Below are 16,802 nucleotides of genomic sequence, written 5' to 3'. Positions count from 1 at the left end.
TATCCGAGAAGCTGCTGTCGGGCTCCCTCGAATGCCAATAAGGGCCTTTTAAAATTTCATCCATAATCAGGAATCGTCATCGCTCCTTTTTTCTTCGGGAAGCAGTCCGGGTATAGGCGCGTGTTTCAGCCGCTCGGACAAATGCTGAAAAACCCCGATCGCCGACCACGCCGCCAAGCTTGCAACCGCTGACCCTATCAACATCAATTCCGCCTGGCCAAGCAATCCGCCAAGAGCCAATACTTCGGAAATCTTGACGCCTGCCGCACCACCGAAAACCACGCCACAGATCACGCCGACCGCGAAACGGATCGCCGCGTCACGCTTTCCTCGCGGAAGGATGTAGGCGAGCGACGTGAAAGAGCCTGCCGTCGCACCGGCAATCTTGGCGAACCAGATCCACGTAACCTCTGAAGTAAATATTGTATGGTTAAGGATGGTCATGATGACTTCCTTTCGTGTTGCAGACCCAAATACGATCGAATGTCAACCGCACCATATTTTCTCTGTTTATGAAAAACCAAGCCCCAAGCCCCAAGCCCCAAGCCCACTGCCACAGTGAACTCCGTCCGACGTGTTTAATCGGGAATGGTGCTGCGCTTACCATGCGGCGCAAAATCATCTTTTCGTTGTCCCACGAAAAGAACACTCAACTTGCCCGATACCTCTTTACGTTTATTGCGGCAAAATCTGTATCCGCACCCTTCAGCCAAAAAAGACATCCAAAGGAGTACGCGTGAACAATCACATTTTTCCGACTGTATATAAAACCTAGCAAGGCACCGTTACGCAGTCAAGGATTATTTTCCTATTATTTGACTTTTTTCCTATAAGCAAAAAGCTGCTTGTGTTTTAACCATTTCACATGAGCTGTTGCTTATTAATCTGCTATGATGGATGGGTAAGTTCCGCCTGTCTCCGAAACCAACCATGCCGAAGTCAGTGTTTATGCGTAAAACGGCAGAAAAAGATTCCGGAAGCGAGAAGCGCAAACCGTTCAGGGTTTCGCGCCTGATCGGATTCGACGCGTGGATCGATTCCACCCTCTACAGCCTGCGCTATAATCTCGGCGAATGGTGGGAGAACATTACCATTTTCTCACGGCGTTTTCGCGTGCGCGGTTTCCGGCGTTTTGTGGTCGAGGTTCTTGACGAAGGATTTACGCTGGGCGTGGGCGGCGCAGTTCTGATGCTCGTCCTGGCCCTGCCCGCTTTCGAGGAAACCAAGAAGGACTGGCGTGCACAGGACGATTATGCCGTCACCTTCCTCGACCGCTATGGCAATGAAATCGGCCAGCGCGGTATTCTCCATCGTCAGGCCGTGCCGATCGATGAATTGCCGGATCACGTCATCAAGGCCGTGCTCGGCACCGAGGACCGACGCTTTTTCGACCATTACGGCATCGACTTCTGGGGCCTGACCCGCGCGTTCAGCCAAAACATGCGCGCCAATGGCGTCGTTCAGGGCGGCTCGACCATAACGCAGCAGCTCGCCAAGAATCTTTTCCTGTCCAACGAGCGCACCATCGAACGCAAGATCAAGGAAGCCTTCCTCGCGCTCTGGCTGGAAAGCAATCTCAGCAAGAAGGAAATCCTGCAGCTTTATCTCGACCGTGCCTATATGGGCGGCGGAACCTTCGGTATTGCGGCTGCTTCGGAATTCTATTTCGGCAAGAACGTCAAGGATGTCTCGCTGGCGGAAGCCGCGATGCTGGCCGGTCTGTTCAAGGCGCCCGCCAAGTTCGCGCCGCATGTCAATCTGCCCGCAGCCCGTGCACGCGCCAATGTCGTGCTGTCCAATATGGTTGAAAGTGGCTTCCTGAGCGAGGGACAGGTGGCCGTTGCACACCGTCATCCGGCAAGCGTCATCGACCGCGCCAAGAACGAGAGTCCCGACTACTTCCTCGACTGGGCTTTCGAAGAGGTGAAGAAGATCGCCGCCAATATTCCGCAGCACACATTGATCGTGCGCACGACGCTCGACCGCAACCTGCAGAAGGCGGCAGAGGAATCTCTCGAATATCACCTGCGCCAGTTCGGCAAGGACTATAATGTCTCAGAAGCGGCAACGGTCGTTATTGCCAATGACGGGTCCGTCCGCGCACTGGTCGGCGGGCGGGACTATGGTGAAAGCCAGTTCAATCGCGCCACCAAGGCATTGCGGCAGGCCGGATCTTCCTTCAAGCCCTATGTCTATGCAGCGGCGATGGAAAAGGGACTGACGCCGAGCACCATCGTTTCAGATGCTCCAATTAGCTGGGGCAACTGGTCACCGCGCAATTATGGCCGCAGCTTTGCCGGCCGCGTGGACCTGACGACGGCGCTTGTCCGCTCGTTGAACAGCGTACCGGTGCGACTGGCGCGCGATTATCTGACCACAGCCCCAATTGTTGCCCTGACCAAGGCGATGGGCGTGGAATCGCCGATCTCGTCACACAAGACCATGGTGCTCGGCACATCCGAAATGACGGTGATGGATCAGGCCACCGGCTTCAACGTGTTTCCAAATGCGGGCATGGCCGGCAACCGTCACGCCTTCACACAGATCGTTTCGTCGGAAGGCAAGGTGCTGTGGGATTTCGGGCGCGATGCCCCGAAGCCGCACAGGGCACTGTCGGAGAAAGCTGCACTCGAAATGAATTCCATGCTGGTGCAAGTGCCTGAACGCGGCACTGGACGCCGCGCGGCATTGCCGATGACGCGGGTGGGCGGCAAGACCGGCACAACGCAGAATTATCGCGATGCGTGGTTCGTCGGCTTTACCGGAAATTTCACGGCGGCGGTCTGGTTTGGCAACGACAATTTCACCCCGATGAAGGAAATGACCGGCGGCGTTCTGCCTGCCATGGCCTGGCAACGCATGATGGCCTATGCGCATCAGAATATCGAACTGAAGCCCATACCGGGTGTAACCCCCCCATTCCCCGCGCCGCCCAAGAAGAGCGAGCCGCAAGTGGCGAATGCCAAGCCGGCAGAAACCATGGCTGCGCCGCCGCGCGTATTGTCTCCTCTATCGACAAAAGTTATCAAGGAACTGCATGACCGCTTCCTTGCGGCCCCGCCTCTGCCTAAGATCGCCGAGCGCACGAAAATATCGGTTCTCTGAGGGGCGATGTTCAAGAGGATATTCAACACGGCGATTGTGCTTGTGCTGGCGCTTGGCGGCGGCATCTGGAGCGTCGACAGGGTTCTTGACCGGTTTGAAGGTTTCGGTGAGCTCAAGGTCGGGGTCTGGAGCGCCTATCCGGCGGCTGGCACGCCCGATGCCGACCCCTATTCCAAGGCCCGCGCTGCCCGCAAGGCCTATCTGGCGCTTGGAACGGCGGAAGGTCTTCCGTTCTATGCGCGCAGCGACAATAGCGGGCGCGCCCTCCGGCGCGGCTGCACTTATCGCCTGAGCGGCATGACACCGCCTGCCCGCTTCTGGACCGTCTATCCCGCTACGCCTGATCTGGAACCGATCAGGCCGCGTGAAGGATTGCAGGAAGCGCTGCATTCCCGCGAAGTCCTGTATGACGATGACGGTAGCGTCACGATCACCATTGGCCCCGATGCAGCGCCGGGCAATTGGCTGCCCGTCGAAGGCAGCGGCGATTTCGTTCTTGTCATGACGCTTTACGACACGCCTGCGGCATCATCTTCCGGTCTCTCTGATCTGGTGATGCCAGGCCTCGCCCGTATTGCGGGTGCAATCAAGGGGGCGTGCAGTGGCTAGAACTTTGCGCCTCGTTCTCCTCGGCATCGTGGGCGCTGCGATTGTTCATATCGCGGTTCTCTTCCTCGTCCCCTTTTATTCAGACAAAAATGCGTGGTCGCGCATCGAAGCTGGAAGCGAGCCATATCGTTTCCACAGGCTGGACGAAAAGACCGGTCCGGTCAGCGACAGTGACCCGCTGGTGCAGCAAGCCACCTGCCGCTTCGATCTTGCCGACGGGCCTGTGCACATTACGACCGGGGCGAATGTGCCCTATTGGTCGCTCTCAATCTATGCGCCCAACGGGGACAATCTCTACAGCCTCAACGACAGCGTTTCCAACGAACGCAAGCTCGATCTGATCCTTGCCGATCCCATCGGCATGGCAAGTCTGCGCTCGGATGGTTCGCAGGCCAATGCACGTTCGATCCTGATCGAGCCGAATATCGGCGAAGGTGCCGCCGTGCTGCGCGTTTTCGTGCCTGACGCAACTTGGAACATGGAAGTGCAGCGCTTCTTTGCGGAGGCGGGATGCGCGCCGTTTGAAGGGCTCTAGCTGCCTGAACCAAATGCTGTTTCTTTATGGCACGGTTAATGAGTTGCTAAGGCTTCAACGCTACTATCCGGAATACCGACCCATGCGGGGTGCATTTGCGCATCAACCGGCTGCTGCTGGATGCGTGATCTGCAATTTGGGGCGGGTGAGTTGTGTGCCTACCGGAGTATTCTGCGTGACAAATGAACAGTTCCGCGCCCTGGAGGATATTTCAGGCCACCGGAGCCCGTCGAATTCAAAAGCGGGGAGCAGCAAGGCGGACGACCTGCTGGCGGCCGCGATTTCCGCGTTTGCGGGTATCACGCGCCCCGGACGGCAGGATATGCAGCAGCTTGAAGATCTTGCCATGCCACTTCTCCAATGCGCTTCCACCCGCGGCAAGCGCCATGCGGCCAATGCGCTGGCACAATTGGAGGACGCGCCGCGTCGTCTCATTCTGGCGCTGGCCAACGAACCCGTCGAAATCTCCGCGCCTATTTTGCTGCGCTCTCCCCTTCTACGCCCTTCCGACCTCATCGAAATCATCGGCAAGAACGGTCTTGCCCATGCGCGCGCCATTGCACGGCGCCAGTCCGGTGACATCCTTCTGCAAGGCGTGCTGCGCAGTTTCGCCGACCCGGTCATCGACCGTACGCTGACGCTTCAGGAAAATCTCGCCAACATCGAGGCCGAACCGCTCGAAAGGCCGGATGTACCCGATCTTTCTGCAGCCAGAGCGCCGCTGATGAAAGAAGACAGCTCCGAACGACTGGCGCGCGCGCTTCAACAGCCTTTCTTCGAGGCTGGCGCGACCACCGGCTCGCAGCATCTCATCGACACCGCGCTTCTGATTGACAGCCAGTTTTTCCGCAATGCGCTGGCCGATGCGCTCGACCTGTCGTTTGAACGGTCCGACGCGATCATCGGGCAATGGCCGGATTCGCATCTGCCGATTGCACTCAAGGCGCTCGGATTGTCACCTGCCGAATGCTATCTCGTCATGACGGCCATTCTGGGTCCTATCGACACCAACCGCGATAGCCTGCGCGAGTTTGTGCATATTTATCGCTCCATCGACCGCGAAAAAGCGATGGCTCTCGTGCGGCGCTGGAAGGCGGACGACATGTCTGCCATGCTGCGCGGAAAACTGCGTGAAATGGCTGAATCCGAAGACGACGCGCCGCTCGTGGATGCTGCCAATTCTGATCACCCGTCGCTTCAGCGATCAGTGAAATAGAGCATTTCCAGCAAAAGTGCGAAGCGATTTTGCGTAGGATAATGCGTAAAACAAAAGGATAGAGCGGCTCTACTGATTCCGTTTTTACTGGAACCGTTCTATCCTCGCCAGTTTATATCGCTTCTCCGTCCTGCGAAATCGAGAACAGTGCCGATGCATCGGCAACATCTTCCAGCTCGACCAGCCACAGGTCGGGATCGAAGCGGGTTTCTCGCGCCATACAGTCGCCTGCCGCCATGTCATCAGCGTCTTGAAGAATGCGCAGAAACATGCGTTCTCCGTCATTATCCTCTTCATAGGAGGCTTGTGGCGCAGGCGAATACAGGTCGCATGTACCGAAGCGTGAGCTTACCTTGATGAAAATTGCGCCCGCCTCCGGTGAACCGCGACGGGCGAGATAGGCAAAGCCGCCCTCGCCCTGCACCTTGCGGATCAATGCCGAAACCCAGAAATCGGATGTCAGGCGCATCGGGAACCCATCAGCTTATGAGGCCAATCTCGCGCATCTTGGCGATCAGCGTTGCATCGATTTCGCCGGTTACCGGCATGCTGAACAGCTTTTGAAATTCGCGCACCGCTTCCTGTGTCGTCTTGCCGGATTGTCCGTTCACCGGCACGGTGTCGTTGCCGAATGCCTTCAACCCGGCCTGCACGCGGATAATATCCTGCGAACTGATTTTCCCCGATTGCACGGCGGGCGTTGCTGCCATCTGCTTTTTCGGTGCCGGTTTTTCATAAGATACGAGAGCGGGTTTTGGCTTGGAATCCGTCTCCGTCTTCAAGACTGCGGGCTGCGGACGCGGCGTCGGAACTGCTACCTCGATGGCTTTCGCCACATCGTCCTGAGCCGGGGTACTGTTTTGGGCATCGGCCTGCAACTGCGCGGGTATGTTTGCTTCCTGCACGCCGAGCTTCTGCTGCAAGGCGCGCCAGCGTTCCACTGCTTCGCGCGTCTGCGGCCCGGTGAAACCATCCACCGGTCCCTTGTAAATTCCAAGTGTCGAAAGTCGCTGCTGCAAACGTGCGATTTCCAGATCGGCATTGGGCGCAAGTGCCGGCAGCATGTCGTCAACCGATGCGCTCATGTTCAGCCGGTCCGCCGACATGCTGACTGCTTCCAGCGGCTGGGCAGTCTCAGTGTTTGCGGAGCTTGCAGGTTGGGCTGAGGCCGTCGCGGTCGGTTTCGGGGCGCTATCACTTGCTGATGCCGTGCCCGGCAGGACTGCGCGTGGCGTCGGCTTGAACACGAAATCCGGTCTGGTGCGGAAGAACACGGCGTTGTGCGCCTCCGGCTGATACCAGAGCGCATTGGCCGAGACGAAACTCAACACAACCAGAAACGCAGTTGCCCCGCCGGTCAGGACGGGGTTACGCACGATGAAATCTCCGGCGGCAATCGCCAGCGCGGAAGCCGATGTGAAGAAGAAGTGGAGGAGTCGCGAGCCGAGACTACGCCGTTTTGCGGGTTTGCGCATCTTTCTGCTCCCGGATTTGGCTGTTGTCTTCGTCGTTCTGCCAGTCATTACGCCTTTCCCCCTGGTGACGGTGCATGTCGATCACCGTGCCAAGTTCCTGATATTCATCGTCCCCCATGACAAACTGCGGGCCTGCCACCGGAAGGCGGATCGTGACGATCGTGCCTTCGCCAGGGCAGCTCTTGAGTTGCATGCTCCCCTGATGCAGTTCCACCAGCCCCTTGACCACTGAAAGTCCGAGGCCACTCCCCTCCTGCGTGCGCGTATAGTTATTGTCGGCGCGCACGAATGGCGTGCCGATGCGCTGCATATCTTCCGGCTCGATGCCGATGCCCGTATCCGACACGATGATTTCCAGCATCGGGCGGCCTTCGGCCATAATGCGGGTTGCATCAATGGTGACGCAGCCGCCGCTTTGCGTGAACTTCACCGCATTACCGGCAAGATTGAGCAGAATTTGCTGGACGGCGCGACGATCCGCTACCAGTTCACCAATGCCTGTGCCAACGCGATGGCAGAAGGCAACGCCTTTCTTTTCAGCCTGCGGCAGCATGACGGCGGTGCACATTTCAGCCGCATCACGGAAAGCGAAGTTCTGCGGGTCGATGCTGTAATGACCGGTTTCCAGCCGCGAATTGTCCAGAACGGCATTTACGAGTTCCAGCAGATAATGACCCGACTGATGAATGAGGCCCGCATATTCGCGCTGCTTCTCATTGGCCAGCTTGCCGCCCATTTCGTGCGACAGCATATCGGAAAAGCCGATGATCGAATTGAGCGGCGTGCGCAGCTCGTGGCTGACGGCTGCAAGCAGACGGCCTTTGCCGATGCGCTCCGATTCCAGCTCGGCTTTCAGCGTTGCAATTTCATCCAGAAGCTTCTGTTCGCCTTCAAGCGAGCGGCCAATCAACGTGATGGCGTGAGCGCTTGCGGCACCTTCGAGACGATAAGTGCGGAAGATCGTATCGCCGTTTTCGATGGAACGCAGACGCACATCAATCTTGCTGGAAGCGGAACCGGCGCGAAGATCGGCCAGGAGCGAAAGATATTGCACACGGTCGGCCACATGAACGCGGTCGATGAGCGCCGTGCCTTCCAGCATTTTGGGCTGTACGCCCAAAAGCTTTGCCGAATTCGTATCGACCGAGGATACCACGCCATCCGAATCAAGACCGAACTGCACGTCGCCTGCGGCAACAGCAACTTGCGGCGCGTTGATCCTGAGCTGCGCGGGCCTGGCGGCGCTCACAAAACCGCGCGCAACTAGGCTTGCAGCATAAAGCATGAGAACAGCGACGGACACATAGCTGCCGCCGGAAATGGCGCCACCGCTTGCCGTCGCAAAATAGCCGAGAATCATGGCCGCCAATGCGGCGCCCGCTGCTGCGGCAGCAGGCTTGCGGGTCGCAAACCAGACTTCAAGCGGCAAACCCGCCACCATCAGCCACAAGACCGCATTGCCATGAGAAAAAGCGCCGATGGCGGCGAGACCCGCGCCATAGGCAGCGAAGTTCAGGCCAGCCAGAACAGGTGCGGCGACGCTCATCAGCGACAGCGCGCAAAGGATCATGGCGACACCTGCAAAACTTGCTGCAAGAATCGCAAATTCCGTAAAGCCCGGCGTTACGCCAGAGGCGAGCACGGCCGCACAAAGCAGGACCGGCGCGGTGATGACCGAACCGATGACACGTATGGAGGCCGCATCGGGACTGGATACCCAGCGGCGGCAGAAACGTTCGTAAAAACGGCTGATCGCCTGCACATTCGTGCGGACGGTCTCGGCTGTTTTCAAAAGAATGGCGTTCAACGTGCCGTACTCACTCAATACTCTTGCATGGTCTAAACCGGAAAACCGTTCGCCGTAACGACGCTCTCCCAGCCAGCAACAGATTGCAGCCGAGGCTTTAAAGAAACGATAAAGCGAGACCGTCCAAAGCGGATAAGTGAAGCGTCGGGTCTGCTTTTCTGCCTATGGTAAACAGAGAGTAGCGATCAGGTGGCGAAACCACAGCCACGGCACAATTTTGACGTTCAAATGCTTTACCATGACACGTATCTTGTCCGAAAACCGTTTCACACTTTTCGGGATGCGCTCCAATAAACTGAACAGTTACGGAATCTTTTCCAATTCATCGGACATTGACGCAAACCGAGAGCACGCAACCGCAAGAAGGCAATGATCCGTTTTCTCCTCAAATCCGTATTCTGGCTGTCGTTGGCATTCATCGTGATGCCGCGCTTCTTCCCTGCGGATGAGCAAAGCAAGCCGCAGGAGAAGCCAGCTATTGCCGAGACGAAGCGGGAGCCGGATTCTATCGACCAGCTTCTCGCCAATGGCAAAACCGCCGTGGAACTGGGCAAGCTGTGCATCGACAACCCTTCCTTCTGCCAGAACGGCACCTCACTTGTTTCCAGCGCCGGAAGCGGCCTTCTGGAAGGAAGCCGCGCCGTGCTCGAATATCTGAGCGACCGTTTCGGCACAAAACCGCAACCGCCTGCGAGTGTGGAACCGGTTGCCACCGCACCTGTGCAGGCCGCAATCGGCATTCCCATCCCGACCTCGCGGGACGAAGCCCTGCGCGCACTGGACCGTCGCCCGACTGGTTCCATTCAACGCTAGAGCGTTTTTTAAACGCGCATCTTGTCCGAAAACCGTTTCACACTTTTCGGGATGCGCTCGAGTTTTCCGTGACCTTGCGGTGTTTCATGACTATATAAGCGGCAAGAAACTTCTTTCAGGCGAGTATCATGACCACGACCATCGATAGCATCATGTCCGATTTCGAATTTCTCGACGATTGGGAAGACCGCTATCGCTATGTCATCGATCTCGGCAAGGAACTGCCGCCCTATCCTGACGATGCGCGCGATGCTGCGCACAAGGTTCAGGGCTGCGTCAGCCAGGTCTGGCTGAAGACGCTGCCGCAAGACGGCAACGATCCGGTTATCGAATTTCTGGGCGATTCCGATGCGCATATCGTGCGCGGTCTGGTGGCCATCGTGCTGGCGCTTTATTCGGGCCAAAAGGCTTCGGACATTCTCGCCGTGGACCCGGAAGCCATCCTGAAAAAGCTCGGCCTCGATGAACATCTGACGCCGCAGCGCTCCAACGGACTGCGCGCCATGGTAGCGCGCATCCGTCGTGAAGCGGAGCTGGCGAAAGAATCAGCCTAAAAGTTTCTCGACCGACAAGGCTGCGGCAAGCAGCCTTTTGTCCGTGCCGCCGCGTGCGCTGAGCATGAAGCCGGTCGGCAGCGTCATGCCCGGCATCGGCACAGTGATGCTGCACAGGTCGAACTGGTTTCCGACCTGCGTATCACGCAACAGCAGCCCTTCCACACGGTCATATTCAGCCTCGTCATTGCTGACCGAAGCAATCGTCGGCGCAACAATCGGCGTGGCGGGCGTTACGAACATATCGAAGCCGCTCAGGCGCTCGTCCATTTCACGAACAAGCGTAGCGCGCGTTTCCATGATCCCGCGATAGGTTTCCATCGGAACCTTGACGCGAACAGCCAGAGGGCGCTTCACGCGAATATCGACATTGGCATCAGGATCGCCAAGCCAGGTCGACGCATGGATATGACTTGCCTCGATCCCGGCGATGGAGCCGACGCGGGTTGCCTCGCGCAAACGCTGGATCAGATCATCGACTTCCAGATCGGCAATGATCGCTCCTGCTTTTTCAAGAAGCGCAACGGTTGCCTCGAAATGTCTTGCGACGTCCGGCTCCATATCGGCCAGAAGATAGCCTTTCGGCAGTGCAATGCGCAGCCCCTTGAGCGGCAGGGAGTCCGGCAACACGGGCGCTTCGCCTGCCATAATCGCGTCGGTTATAATGGCATCGGCCACTGTCCTGGTCAGCGGACCAACGGAATCGAGCGACGGCGCCAGCGGAAATGCACCGTCCAGCGGAATGCGCCGCGCAGTCGGCTTGAAGCCGACAATGCCGTTCAGCGCTGCCGGAATGCGCACCGATCCGCCGGTATCCGAACCGATAGCGATTTCGCTGGTGCCTTCCGCTGCCGAAACGGCCGCACCCGACGACGATCCGCCCGGAACACGCGTCGGATCAATCGCATTGCCCGGCTCGCCGTAATGCGGATTGAGACCGACCGGCGTGAAAGCGAACTCCGTCATATGGGTCTTGCCGACAATGACCGCACCCGCATCGCGCAGACGCCGGACGATCGTGGCATCCTGCGTTGCCGGAGCCACATCGCGTCGAATAACCGAACCGGCAAGTGTCGGCTCTCCGGCAACATCGAAGAGATCCTTGATCGAAACAATACGCCCATCAAGCGGGCTGATGGGGTGCCCGTCGCGAAGGCGCGCATCGGCGGCATTCGCCTCAGCCCGCGCCTGTTGTGCATAGACCTTGCTGAAAACGTGTTCGCTTGCTGCCCGCGTTTCCAGTCGCGTCAGAATGCTTTCCAGCCGATCCCGTACCGAATTCATGTGATTTCTCCCCACTTCCCCAACGGGCACAGAGTCCCTTTGAGAAAGAGGCGATAGACCTGCCTCCGATAGCTGTCAATGAGGGTGCCGCCTCATCAGCTCATATAGTCTGCGGTCGCATCTGCGGCCGGTAGTCGTCGGTTCCCCAATGCAGGACAACCGCTCTTCCCCGCTCCTTTTCGAGGTGAGGATTATAGTGCCGGTGCAGCGCGGCCAGACCGACCTTGAGCAGCATCTTGGCCGAGCGAACCGGCCATTGCCGCTCACGTTCCACGGTTTCGAGCCCTTTCAGAAAGCAGCAGACATCGACAAGAACACCGTTCAGTTCCGGTCCGACCGCTTCCAGTGCCCGCTCGACACGGATGCGGCTGGCCAGCGCGATATCCGTCAGCTCTGCCATGCCGCCTGGCCCGCTGCGCCCACCTCCGACGCGGGTGTCCCAGCGCATGGTGACGGATGGCATCAGCGATCCGCGTGTATAGTCAGCACGCAGTCTTTCACCGGCCAGAAACTCGCTTTCCGAAATGAAGGACGAACCATTCGCATTCTTGCGCCTGTAGAGCACGGCAAGCGGCGATTCCTCCAGATTGATCTCAACCCTTTCGCCCTGCTCATGGTCGATAGTCAGCAGGGTTTTTGCCGGGCGGGGCAATGACTTGCCGCCATCTTTCAAAGGCCGGTTGGCGGGCTGCGATAGAACAAGCCGCTCCTCCTCCCAATGCAGCAATCCCCTTTTTTTCATGGCCTCCAGCTCGGCGCGGGAGGCGGCAATGGTCCCCTGTTCCGTCGCAAGCAAAACATGCGAAGCGCGAACGGAATCCTGAACCTCGCAGTCGCCATTCTTCAAAAACCGCATAATTCTCGTTTCGGATGCCGACAATTGGGTGGTCATGCCGCCATCCTCCAGGCCGTGAAGGCAATTTGCGCAATCCGTTCAAATGTCGAGACGATTGCATCGAAATCCGTATCGTCCCGCATGTCTTCCACCAGATGACAGGCATGCATGACCGTTGTCCGGTCCCGCGCAAATCCGGCGGCCACTTCGCGCATGGCCAGCCCGAAAGCCGTATGCGCAACATACATGCCGATCTGCCGAACACGGGCCACCTCACGCCTGCACCGCAGCGGCGACCGCAATTCAGCACCAGAAACACCGAACATAGCCACAAGCAAATCGATAAGGGCATCACAGAGCACAACATTCTGCTGCTCCCGCGAACGGTCGGCGATACCCTCCACCCTTTCGAGGCTAAGGCTTCGCCCATGCCGCGCAGCAAGCACCTTCAATGCTTCGAAAGCCTCCGCCCGCGTATGAATGACATCCGATAGTTCCAAAGACATTCATCTTTCCTCACCAGAATAGGAATATCTTCTTATACGGAGGAAAATGCAAGTGTGGATAAGTTTCGTGGAATAATTTGCCGTCTTTGGTTAGTTTCGACACTTCTAACATAAGCTAAGGCCTTGTCATCTCGGCATTAACTTGCTTCGGTCGATTGCGATCCATAACTATTTTACAGAAAAATCCGGCAAAATATAGGAATATTATCCAGCGCAATTCTGCATGGCTCATGCTCTTTCGCATCAGGAAATGAGGATAATTGCCATGGAAGCGGATCTGAAACACGCCCGCACCCTATTTTTTGCCCGGCAAAAACAGAATCAACTGGCTGCGATGCAGCGCATTGCCTTGCAGATCATCGCCGGTATCGATCTCGATGAGGTTCTCACGGCACCGCAGGAAGAAAAAGAGCGCACCAAACGGCGGCTGACGCGCCTTATGGAAAGGGAACGTTTGAAAGGCATGTGTGGTCACTGGAGTTATGACCTGAACCGGCACATTGCGTTGAAACAGGCTTTCGACCGGATCGGTTGAAAAGACCACTTGCTTCCGAAAATGCTGAACCCAAAACAAAATGGCCGCTATCGAAAAGCATAAGCTCAACGATAACGGCCATTTCTATAAAGTTTTCAGAACAGATGCGGTAAAGCGCAGCTCGCTCGAAATATCGGAGCGATTAAGCGTCCTTAGGCTTGCGGCCCAGGCCCATCTTCTTCGCCAGACGCGAACGAGCAGCAGCATAATTCGGAGCAACCATCGGATAATTCGGATCGAGATCCCACTTTTCGCGGTACTGTTCCGGGGTCATGTTGTAATGGGTCATCAGGTGACGCTTCAGCGACTTGAACTTCTTGCCGTCTTCGAGGCAGATGATGTAATCGTCATGAACCGACTTCTTCGGGTTGACGGCAGGCTTCGGCTTCTCAACGACGACAGGCGCTTCTTCGCGTTCGACGTGACGCTTGAAAGCGGCATGTACTTCAGCGATCAGCAGCGGCAACTCGCCAGCGCGAATCGAATTATTGCCGACATATGCGGCTACGACATCTGCAGTAAGGCTTAGAAGCAGTTCTGCGCTCTCGTCGTGCGTGTCCAGATTTTCCATAAGGTAGATTTCCTTCTTACTTTTTATTGTTGCGTAATCGACAACTGGAGATCCCCGCCTGCCATCGTCGTTACGTATTCCAAAACTCTGCCCCATCCGTTCGCGATTGCGAATATCAGTTGATAATGTCATTTGCAATAGAATTGTCAAACCACATTACATTACCAACAAGTCTTTCTTCTTGAATCGGCAAATAGAAAAACTCGAACTCAACCTTACTAAGATAGGGAAACTTTGAATCGCGATGTGTTCGCGTCGCCGCCCCTGTCATTTATTGAAGGATATGGATGAAGCCGCAGTTCACTGCCGTGCTTCCTTTAATTTGCCCGGCCAGCGTTAGCAATAGTTTTCTCCCTCAAGTTTTCTTGTACGTCGTGCAAGACTAACATGTTTCCGTTACGTAGCTTTTGGCCGCAGAATCGGGCCTCAAAAAGGCATTGCTCAAATATATTTCAACGGAATCAACTCGCTTTCGCCTTTTTGGACAACTATATAAACACCAGTATCACCCGCTAGTGGTCCGATTCCAACATTTGCATCCCTCGGTTCAAGCGCTGAGCAAATGTTGGTATCCAAAAGACCACTAGGAAGTATATGTATCTGGTGGATTTTTCGAATTTGACGTTTGAAACAGCATCTATGTCAGCCGGGATTCAAACGTCAAATTCAATCCACTAGAGCATGTCTCCCGAAAGTGGGAACCGGTTTCGGGAGAAAGACATGCGTAAAAACAAACAGATAGAGCATTTCCAATGATTCACTCAAAACAGGAAATGCTCTAGAAAGCACGGCTTACCGGCCTTGCAGCAAATCGAAACAGTTTTCATCGGAATTGTGGATGTCTCAAAGCTCCCCCCAACTTCAACCACCGCATGCAGCCAAACATCCGGTCAATGACACCCGCCACGGGATCACACGCACCGACGACTACGCCTGGTTGCGTGCGGACAATTGGCAGGAAGTATTCAAGGACCCGTCGGTTCTGTCCCCTGAAATTCGCACGCATCTGGAAGCAGAGAATGCATATCAGGCAGCGCTGATGAAGGACACGGAAGCGCTACAGAAAAGCCTGTTCGCAGAAATGCGCGGGCGCATCAAGGAAGACGACTCCTCCGTTCCCGCCAAGGATGGGCCTTTCGCCTATGGCGTGTCCTATCGCACCGGCGGCGAGCAGCCCTATTTCATTCGCACGCCACGCGATGGCGGCGCGGAAACTATCCTTCTCGACGGTGACGTCGAAGGCAAGGATAAGGCCTATTTCCGCCTTGCATCAGCCGATCATGCGCCGGATCACCAGCTTTTGATCTGGGGTTACGATGACAAGGGTTCGGAATTCTACAAGCTGAAAGTCCGTGACCTGTCGTCCATGAAAGACCTTGAAGACATCGTCACCGACACGAATGGCGGCGGTGCGTGGGATGCGGAGAGCAAGGGCTTTTTCTATACGCGCCTCGATGAGAACCACCGACCGTCCAAGGTTTTCTATCACAAGGTGGGCACGGACCAGTCTGAGGACCACCTGATCTACGAAGAGAAAGATCCAGGCTTCTTCCTCGGTGTCGGCGGCTCGGCGCTGGACGACTATATCTTCATCGACATTCATGACCATGAAACATCGGAATGCTGGTTCCTTCCTGCCAGCGATCCGGCGGCAAAACCGCAGCTCGTCATGGAGCGCAAGACCGGTACGGAATATGACATCGCGCCGGGTGGCGATGTGTTCTACATCCTGACCAATGCGGATGGCGCCAAGGATTTCAAGATTTGCCAGGCACCGGCATCAGCGCCGCAGAAGGAAAACTGGGTCGAGGTCGTGGCGGAAAAGCCGGGGCGGCTGATCCTGTCGCACTCCGCCTACAAGCATCATCTTGTCTGGATGGAACGCGATAACGGCCTGCCGCGCATCGTGATCCGTGACCGCGAAACCGGCAAGGAACATGCCATCGCCTTCGACGAGGAGGCCTATTCGCTCGGCCTTCACGGCAGCGCCGAATATGATACGGATGTGATCCGCTTCTCCTATTCATCCATGACGACGCCGGAACAGCTCTTCGACTACAATATGCGGACGCGCGAGCGGAAGCTTTTGAAGACGCAGGAAGTTCCTTCCGGTCATAATGCGCATGACTATGTCACGCGCCGGGTGTTCGCCAAGGCGTCGGACGGTGAACTGGTGCCGGTGTCCCTGCTCTATCACAAGGATACAAAGCTCGACGGCTCCGCGCCCTGCCTGCTTTATGGCTACGGCTCCTATGGCATCACCATTCCGGCAAGCTTCAGCACGTCGCGGCTCTCGCTCGTGGATCGCGGTTTCGTCTACGCCATCGCGCATATCCGCGGCGGCAAGGACAAGGGTTTTGCCTGGTATGAAAACGGCAAGCGCGACAAGAAGGTGAACACGTTCACCGATTTCATCGCTGCCGCAAGGCACCTCGTTGCCGAAGGCTTCACCAGTCATGACCGCATCGTTGCGCATGGCGGTTCGGCAGGCGGCATGCTGATGGGCGCGATTGCCAATATGGCCCCCGACGCATTTGGCGGCATCATTGCTGAAGTGCCATTCGTTGATGTGCTGAACACGATGCTGGACGACACCCTTCCGCTGACCCCGCCGGAATGGCCCGAATGGGGCAATCCGATCACATCGGAAACGGATTACCGGATCATTGCCGGCTATTCGCCCTACGACAATGTCAGCCGTCAGGCCTATCCCGCCATTCTGGCCGTGGCAGGCCTTACCGATCCGCGCGTCACGTATTGGGAGCCTGCAAAGTGGGTCGCCAGACTGCGTGAGCTCAAGACCGACAACCATCCCGTCCTGTTCCGTATCAATATGGATGCGGGCCATGCCGGGGCGTCGGGTCGCTTCTCGCGACTGGAGGAAGTCGCCTATACCTATGCCTTCGCGCTCAAGGTAACAGGCAAGGCGGGCGACACGCTCTGAGCCTCGAAAACAA

The 16,802-nt window shown here is 56.8% G+C and carries 16 protein-coding genes; 8 read left to right on the top strand and 8 right to left on the bottom strand.

Annotated features, from left to right (window positions below; all coding sequences use genetic code 11):
- Positions 1-66: 66 nt before the first annotated feature.
- Positions 67-444, bottom strand: a complete 378-nt coding sequence (locus tag ABWW28_RS16075; RefSeq protein WP_256886183.1) for a DUF6107 family protein — start codon at positions 442-444, stop codon at positions 67-69.
- Between the two features lie 486 nt (positions 445-930).
- Between ABWW28_RS16075 and ABWW28_RS16070 the strand changes: the two genes are divergently transcribed.
- The 4 genes from ABWW28_RS16070 (at position 931) to ABWW28_RS16055 (ending at position 5,465) form a co-directional block, all read left to right on the top strand.
- Positions 931-3,105, top strand: coding sequence for a penicillin-binding protein 1A (locus ABWW28_RS16070; protein ID WP_353391409.1), 2,175 nt, complete (start codon positions 931-933; stop codon positions 3,103-3,105).
- A gap of 6 nt (positions 3,106-3,111) precedes the next feature.
- The gene (locus ABWW28_RS16065; protein WP_256886181.1) at positions 3,112-3,714 is read left to right on the top strand and encodes a DUF1214 domain-containing protein; all 603 of its coding nucleotides are present in this window, start codon (positions 3,112-3,114) and stop codon (positions 3,712-3,714) included.
- Positions 3,707-4,249, top strand: a complete 543-nt coding sequence (locus tag ABWW28_RS16060; protein ID WP_256886180.1) for a DUF1254 domain-containing protein — start codon at positions 3,707-3,709, stop codon at positions 4,247-4,249. Before ABWW28_RS16065 ends, ABWW28_RS16060 begins: the two co-directional genes overlap by 8 nt.
- Positions 4,250-4,424: 175 nt before the next feature.
- A complete protein-coding gene (locus ABWW28_RS16055) occupies positions 4,425-5,465 on the top strand; it encodes a DUF2336 domain-containing protein (RefSeq protein WP_353391407.1) in 1,041 nt (346 codons plus the stop codon).
- 112 nt (positions 5,466-5,577) lie between these two features.
- On the opposite strand, the gene ABWW28_RS16050 is transcribed toward ABWW28_RS16055, so the two are convergent.
- Genes ABWW28_RS16050 through ABWW28_RS16040 form a run of 3 tightly spaced genes read right to left on the bottom strand, consistent with a single transcriptional unit; the run spans position 5,578 to position 8,747 of the window.
- A complete protein-coding gene (locus tag ABWW28_RS16050) occupies positions 5,578-5,934 on the bottom strand; it encodes a DUF1491 family protein (protein WP_353391405.1) in 357 nt (118 codons plus the stop codon).
- A gap of 10 nt (positions 5,935-5,944) precedes the next feature.
- The gene (locus ABWW28_RS16045; protein WP_353391403.1) at positions 5,945-6,940 is read right to left on the bottom strand and encodes a peptidoglycan-binding domain-containing protein; all 996 of its coding nucleotides are present in this window, start codon (positions 6,938-6,940) and stop codon (positions 5,945-5,947) included.
- Complete coding sequence (locus ABWW28_RS16040) at positions 6,915-8,747, bottom strand: ATP-binding protein (protein ID WP_353391585.1); 1,833 nt, start codon at positions 8,745-8,747, stop codon at positions 6,915-6,917. Before ABWW28_RS16040 ends, ABWW28_RS16045 begins: the two co-directional genes overlap by 26 nt.
- 369 nt (positions 8,748-9,116) lie before the next feature.
- Here ABWW28_RS16040 and ABWW28_RS16035 point away from each other — a divergent pair, with 369 nt between their 5' ends.
- Positions 9,117-9,560, top strand: a complete 444-nt coding sequence (locus tag ABWW28_RS16035) for a hypothetical protein (RefSeq protein WP_353391401.1) — start codon at positions 9,117-9,119, stop codon at positions 9,558-9,560.
- A 128-nt stretch (positions 9,561-9,688) separates the two neighbouring features.
- Positions 9,689-10,114, top strand: a complete 426-nt coding sequence (locus ABWW28_RS16030; protein WP_061347215.1) for a SufE family protein — start codon at positions 9,689-9,691, stop codon at positions 10,112-10,114.
- Here ABWW28_RS16030 and ABWW28_RS16025 read toward each other — a convergent pair.
- The 3 genes from ABWW28_RS16025 to ABWW28_RS16015 form a co-directional block, all read right to left on the bottom strand.
- Positions 10,106-11,398 carry an amidase gene (locus ABWW28_RS16025; protein WP_353391399.1) on the bottom strand — a complete coding sequence of 431 codons (1,293 nt, stop codon included), beginning with the start codon at positions 11,396-11,398 and terminating at the stop codon, positions 10,106-10,108. The two genes, ABWW28_RS16030 and ABWW28_RS16025, sit on opposite strands and share 9 nt — an antisense overlap.
- Positions 11,399-11,498: 100 nt before the next feature.
- A complete protein-coding gene (locus ABWW28_RS16020) occupies positions 11,499-12,290 on the bottom strand; it encodes a DUF6456 domain-containing protein (protein ID WP_353391397.1) in 792 nt (263 codons plus the stop codon).
- Positions 12,287-12,733: a helix-turn-helix domain-containing protein gene (locus ABWW28_RS16015; RefSeq protein ID WP_353391584.1), complete on the bottom strand. Its 447-nt coding sequence runs from the start codon at positions 12,731-12,733 to the stop codon at positions 12,287-12,289. Before ABWW28_RS16015 ends, ABWW28_RS16020 begins: the two co-directional genes overlap by 4 nt.
- Before the next feature lie 271 nt (positions 12,734-13,004).
- Between ABWW28_RS16015 and ABWW28_RS16010 the strand changes: the two genes are divergently transcribed.
- Positions 13,005-13,274 carry a cytoplasmic protein gene (locus ABWW28_RS16010; protein WP_278514130.1) on the top strand — a complete coding sequence of 90 codons (270 nt, stop codon included), beginning with the start codon at positions 13,005-13,007 and terminating at the stop codon, positions 13,272-13,274.
- A 142-nt stretch (positions 13,275-13,416) separates the two neighbouring features.
- Here ABWW28_RS16010 and ABWW28_RS16005 read toward each other — a convergent pair whose 3' ends face one another.
- Positions 13,417-13,845: a Ros/MucR family transcriptional regulator gene (locus tag ABWW28_RS16005; RefSeq protein ID WP_010661576.1), complete on the bottom strand. Its 429-nt coding sequence runs from the start codon at positions 13,843-13,845 to the stop codon at positions 13,417-13,419.
- 838 nt (positions 13,846-14,683) lie between these two features.
- Between ABWW28_RS16005 and ABWW28_RS16000 the strand changes: the two genes are divergently transcribed.
- Complete coding sequence (locus ABWW28_RS16000) at positions 14,684-16,789, top strand: S9 family peptidase (RefSeq protein WP_353391393.1); 2,106 nt, start codon at positions 14,684-14,686, stop codon at positions 16,787-16,789.
- Positions 16,790-16,802 lie beyond the last annotated feature (13 nt).

This window comes from Brucella sp. NBRC 14130 (assembly GCF_040371715.1).
GTDB lineage: Bacteria > Pseudomonadota > Alphaproteobacteria > Rhizobiales > Rhizobiaceae > Brucella > Brucella intermedia.
The sequence above is the reverse complement of the archived record's forward strand: the minus strand, read 5'-3'. Positions and strand labels throughout refer to the sequence as shown.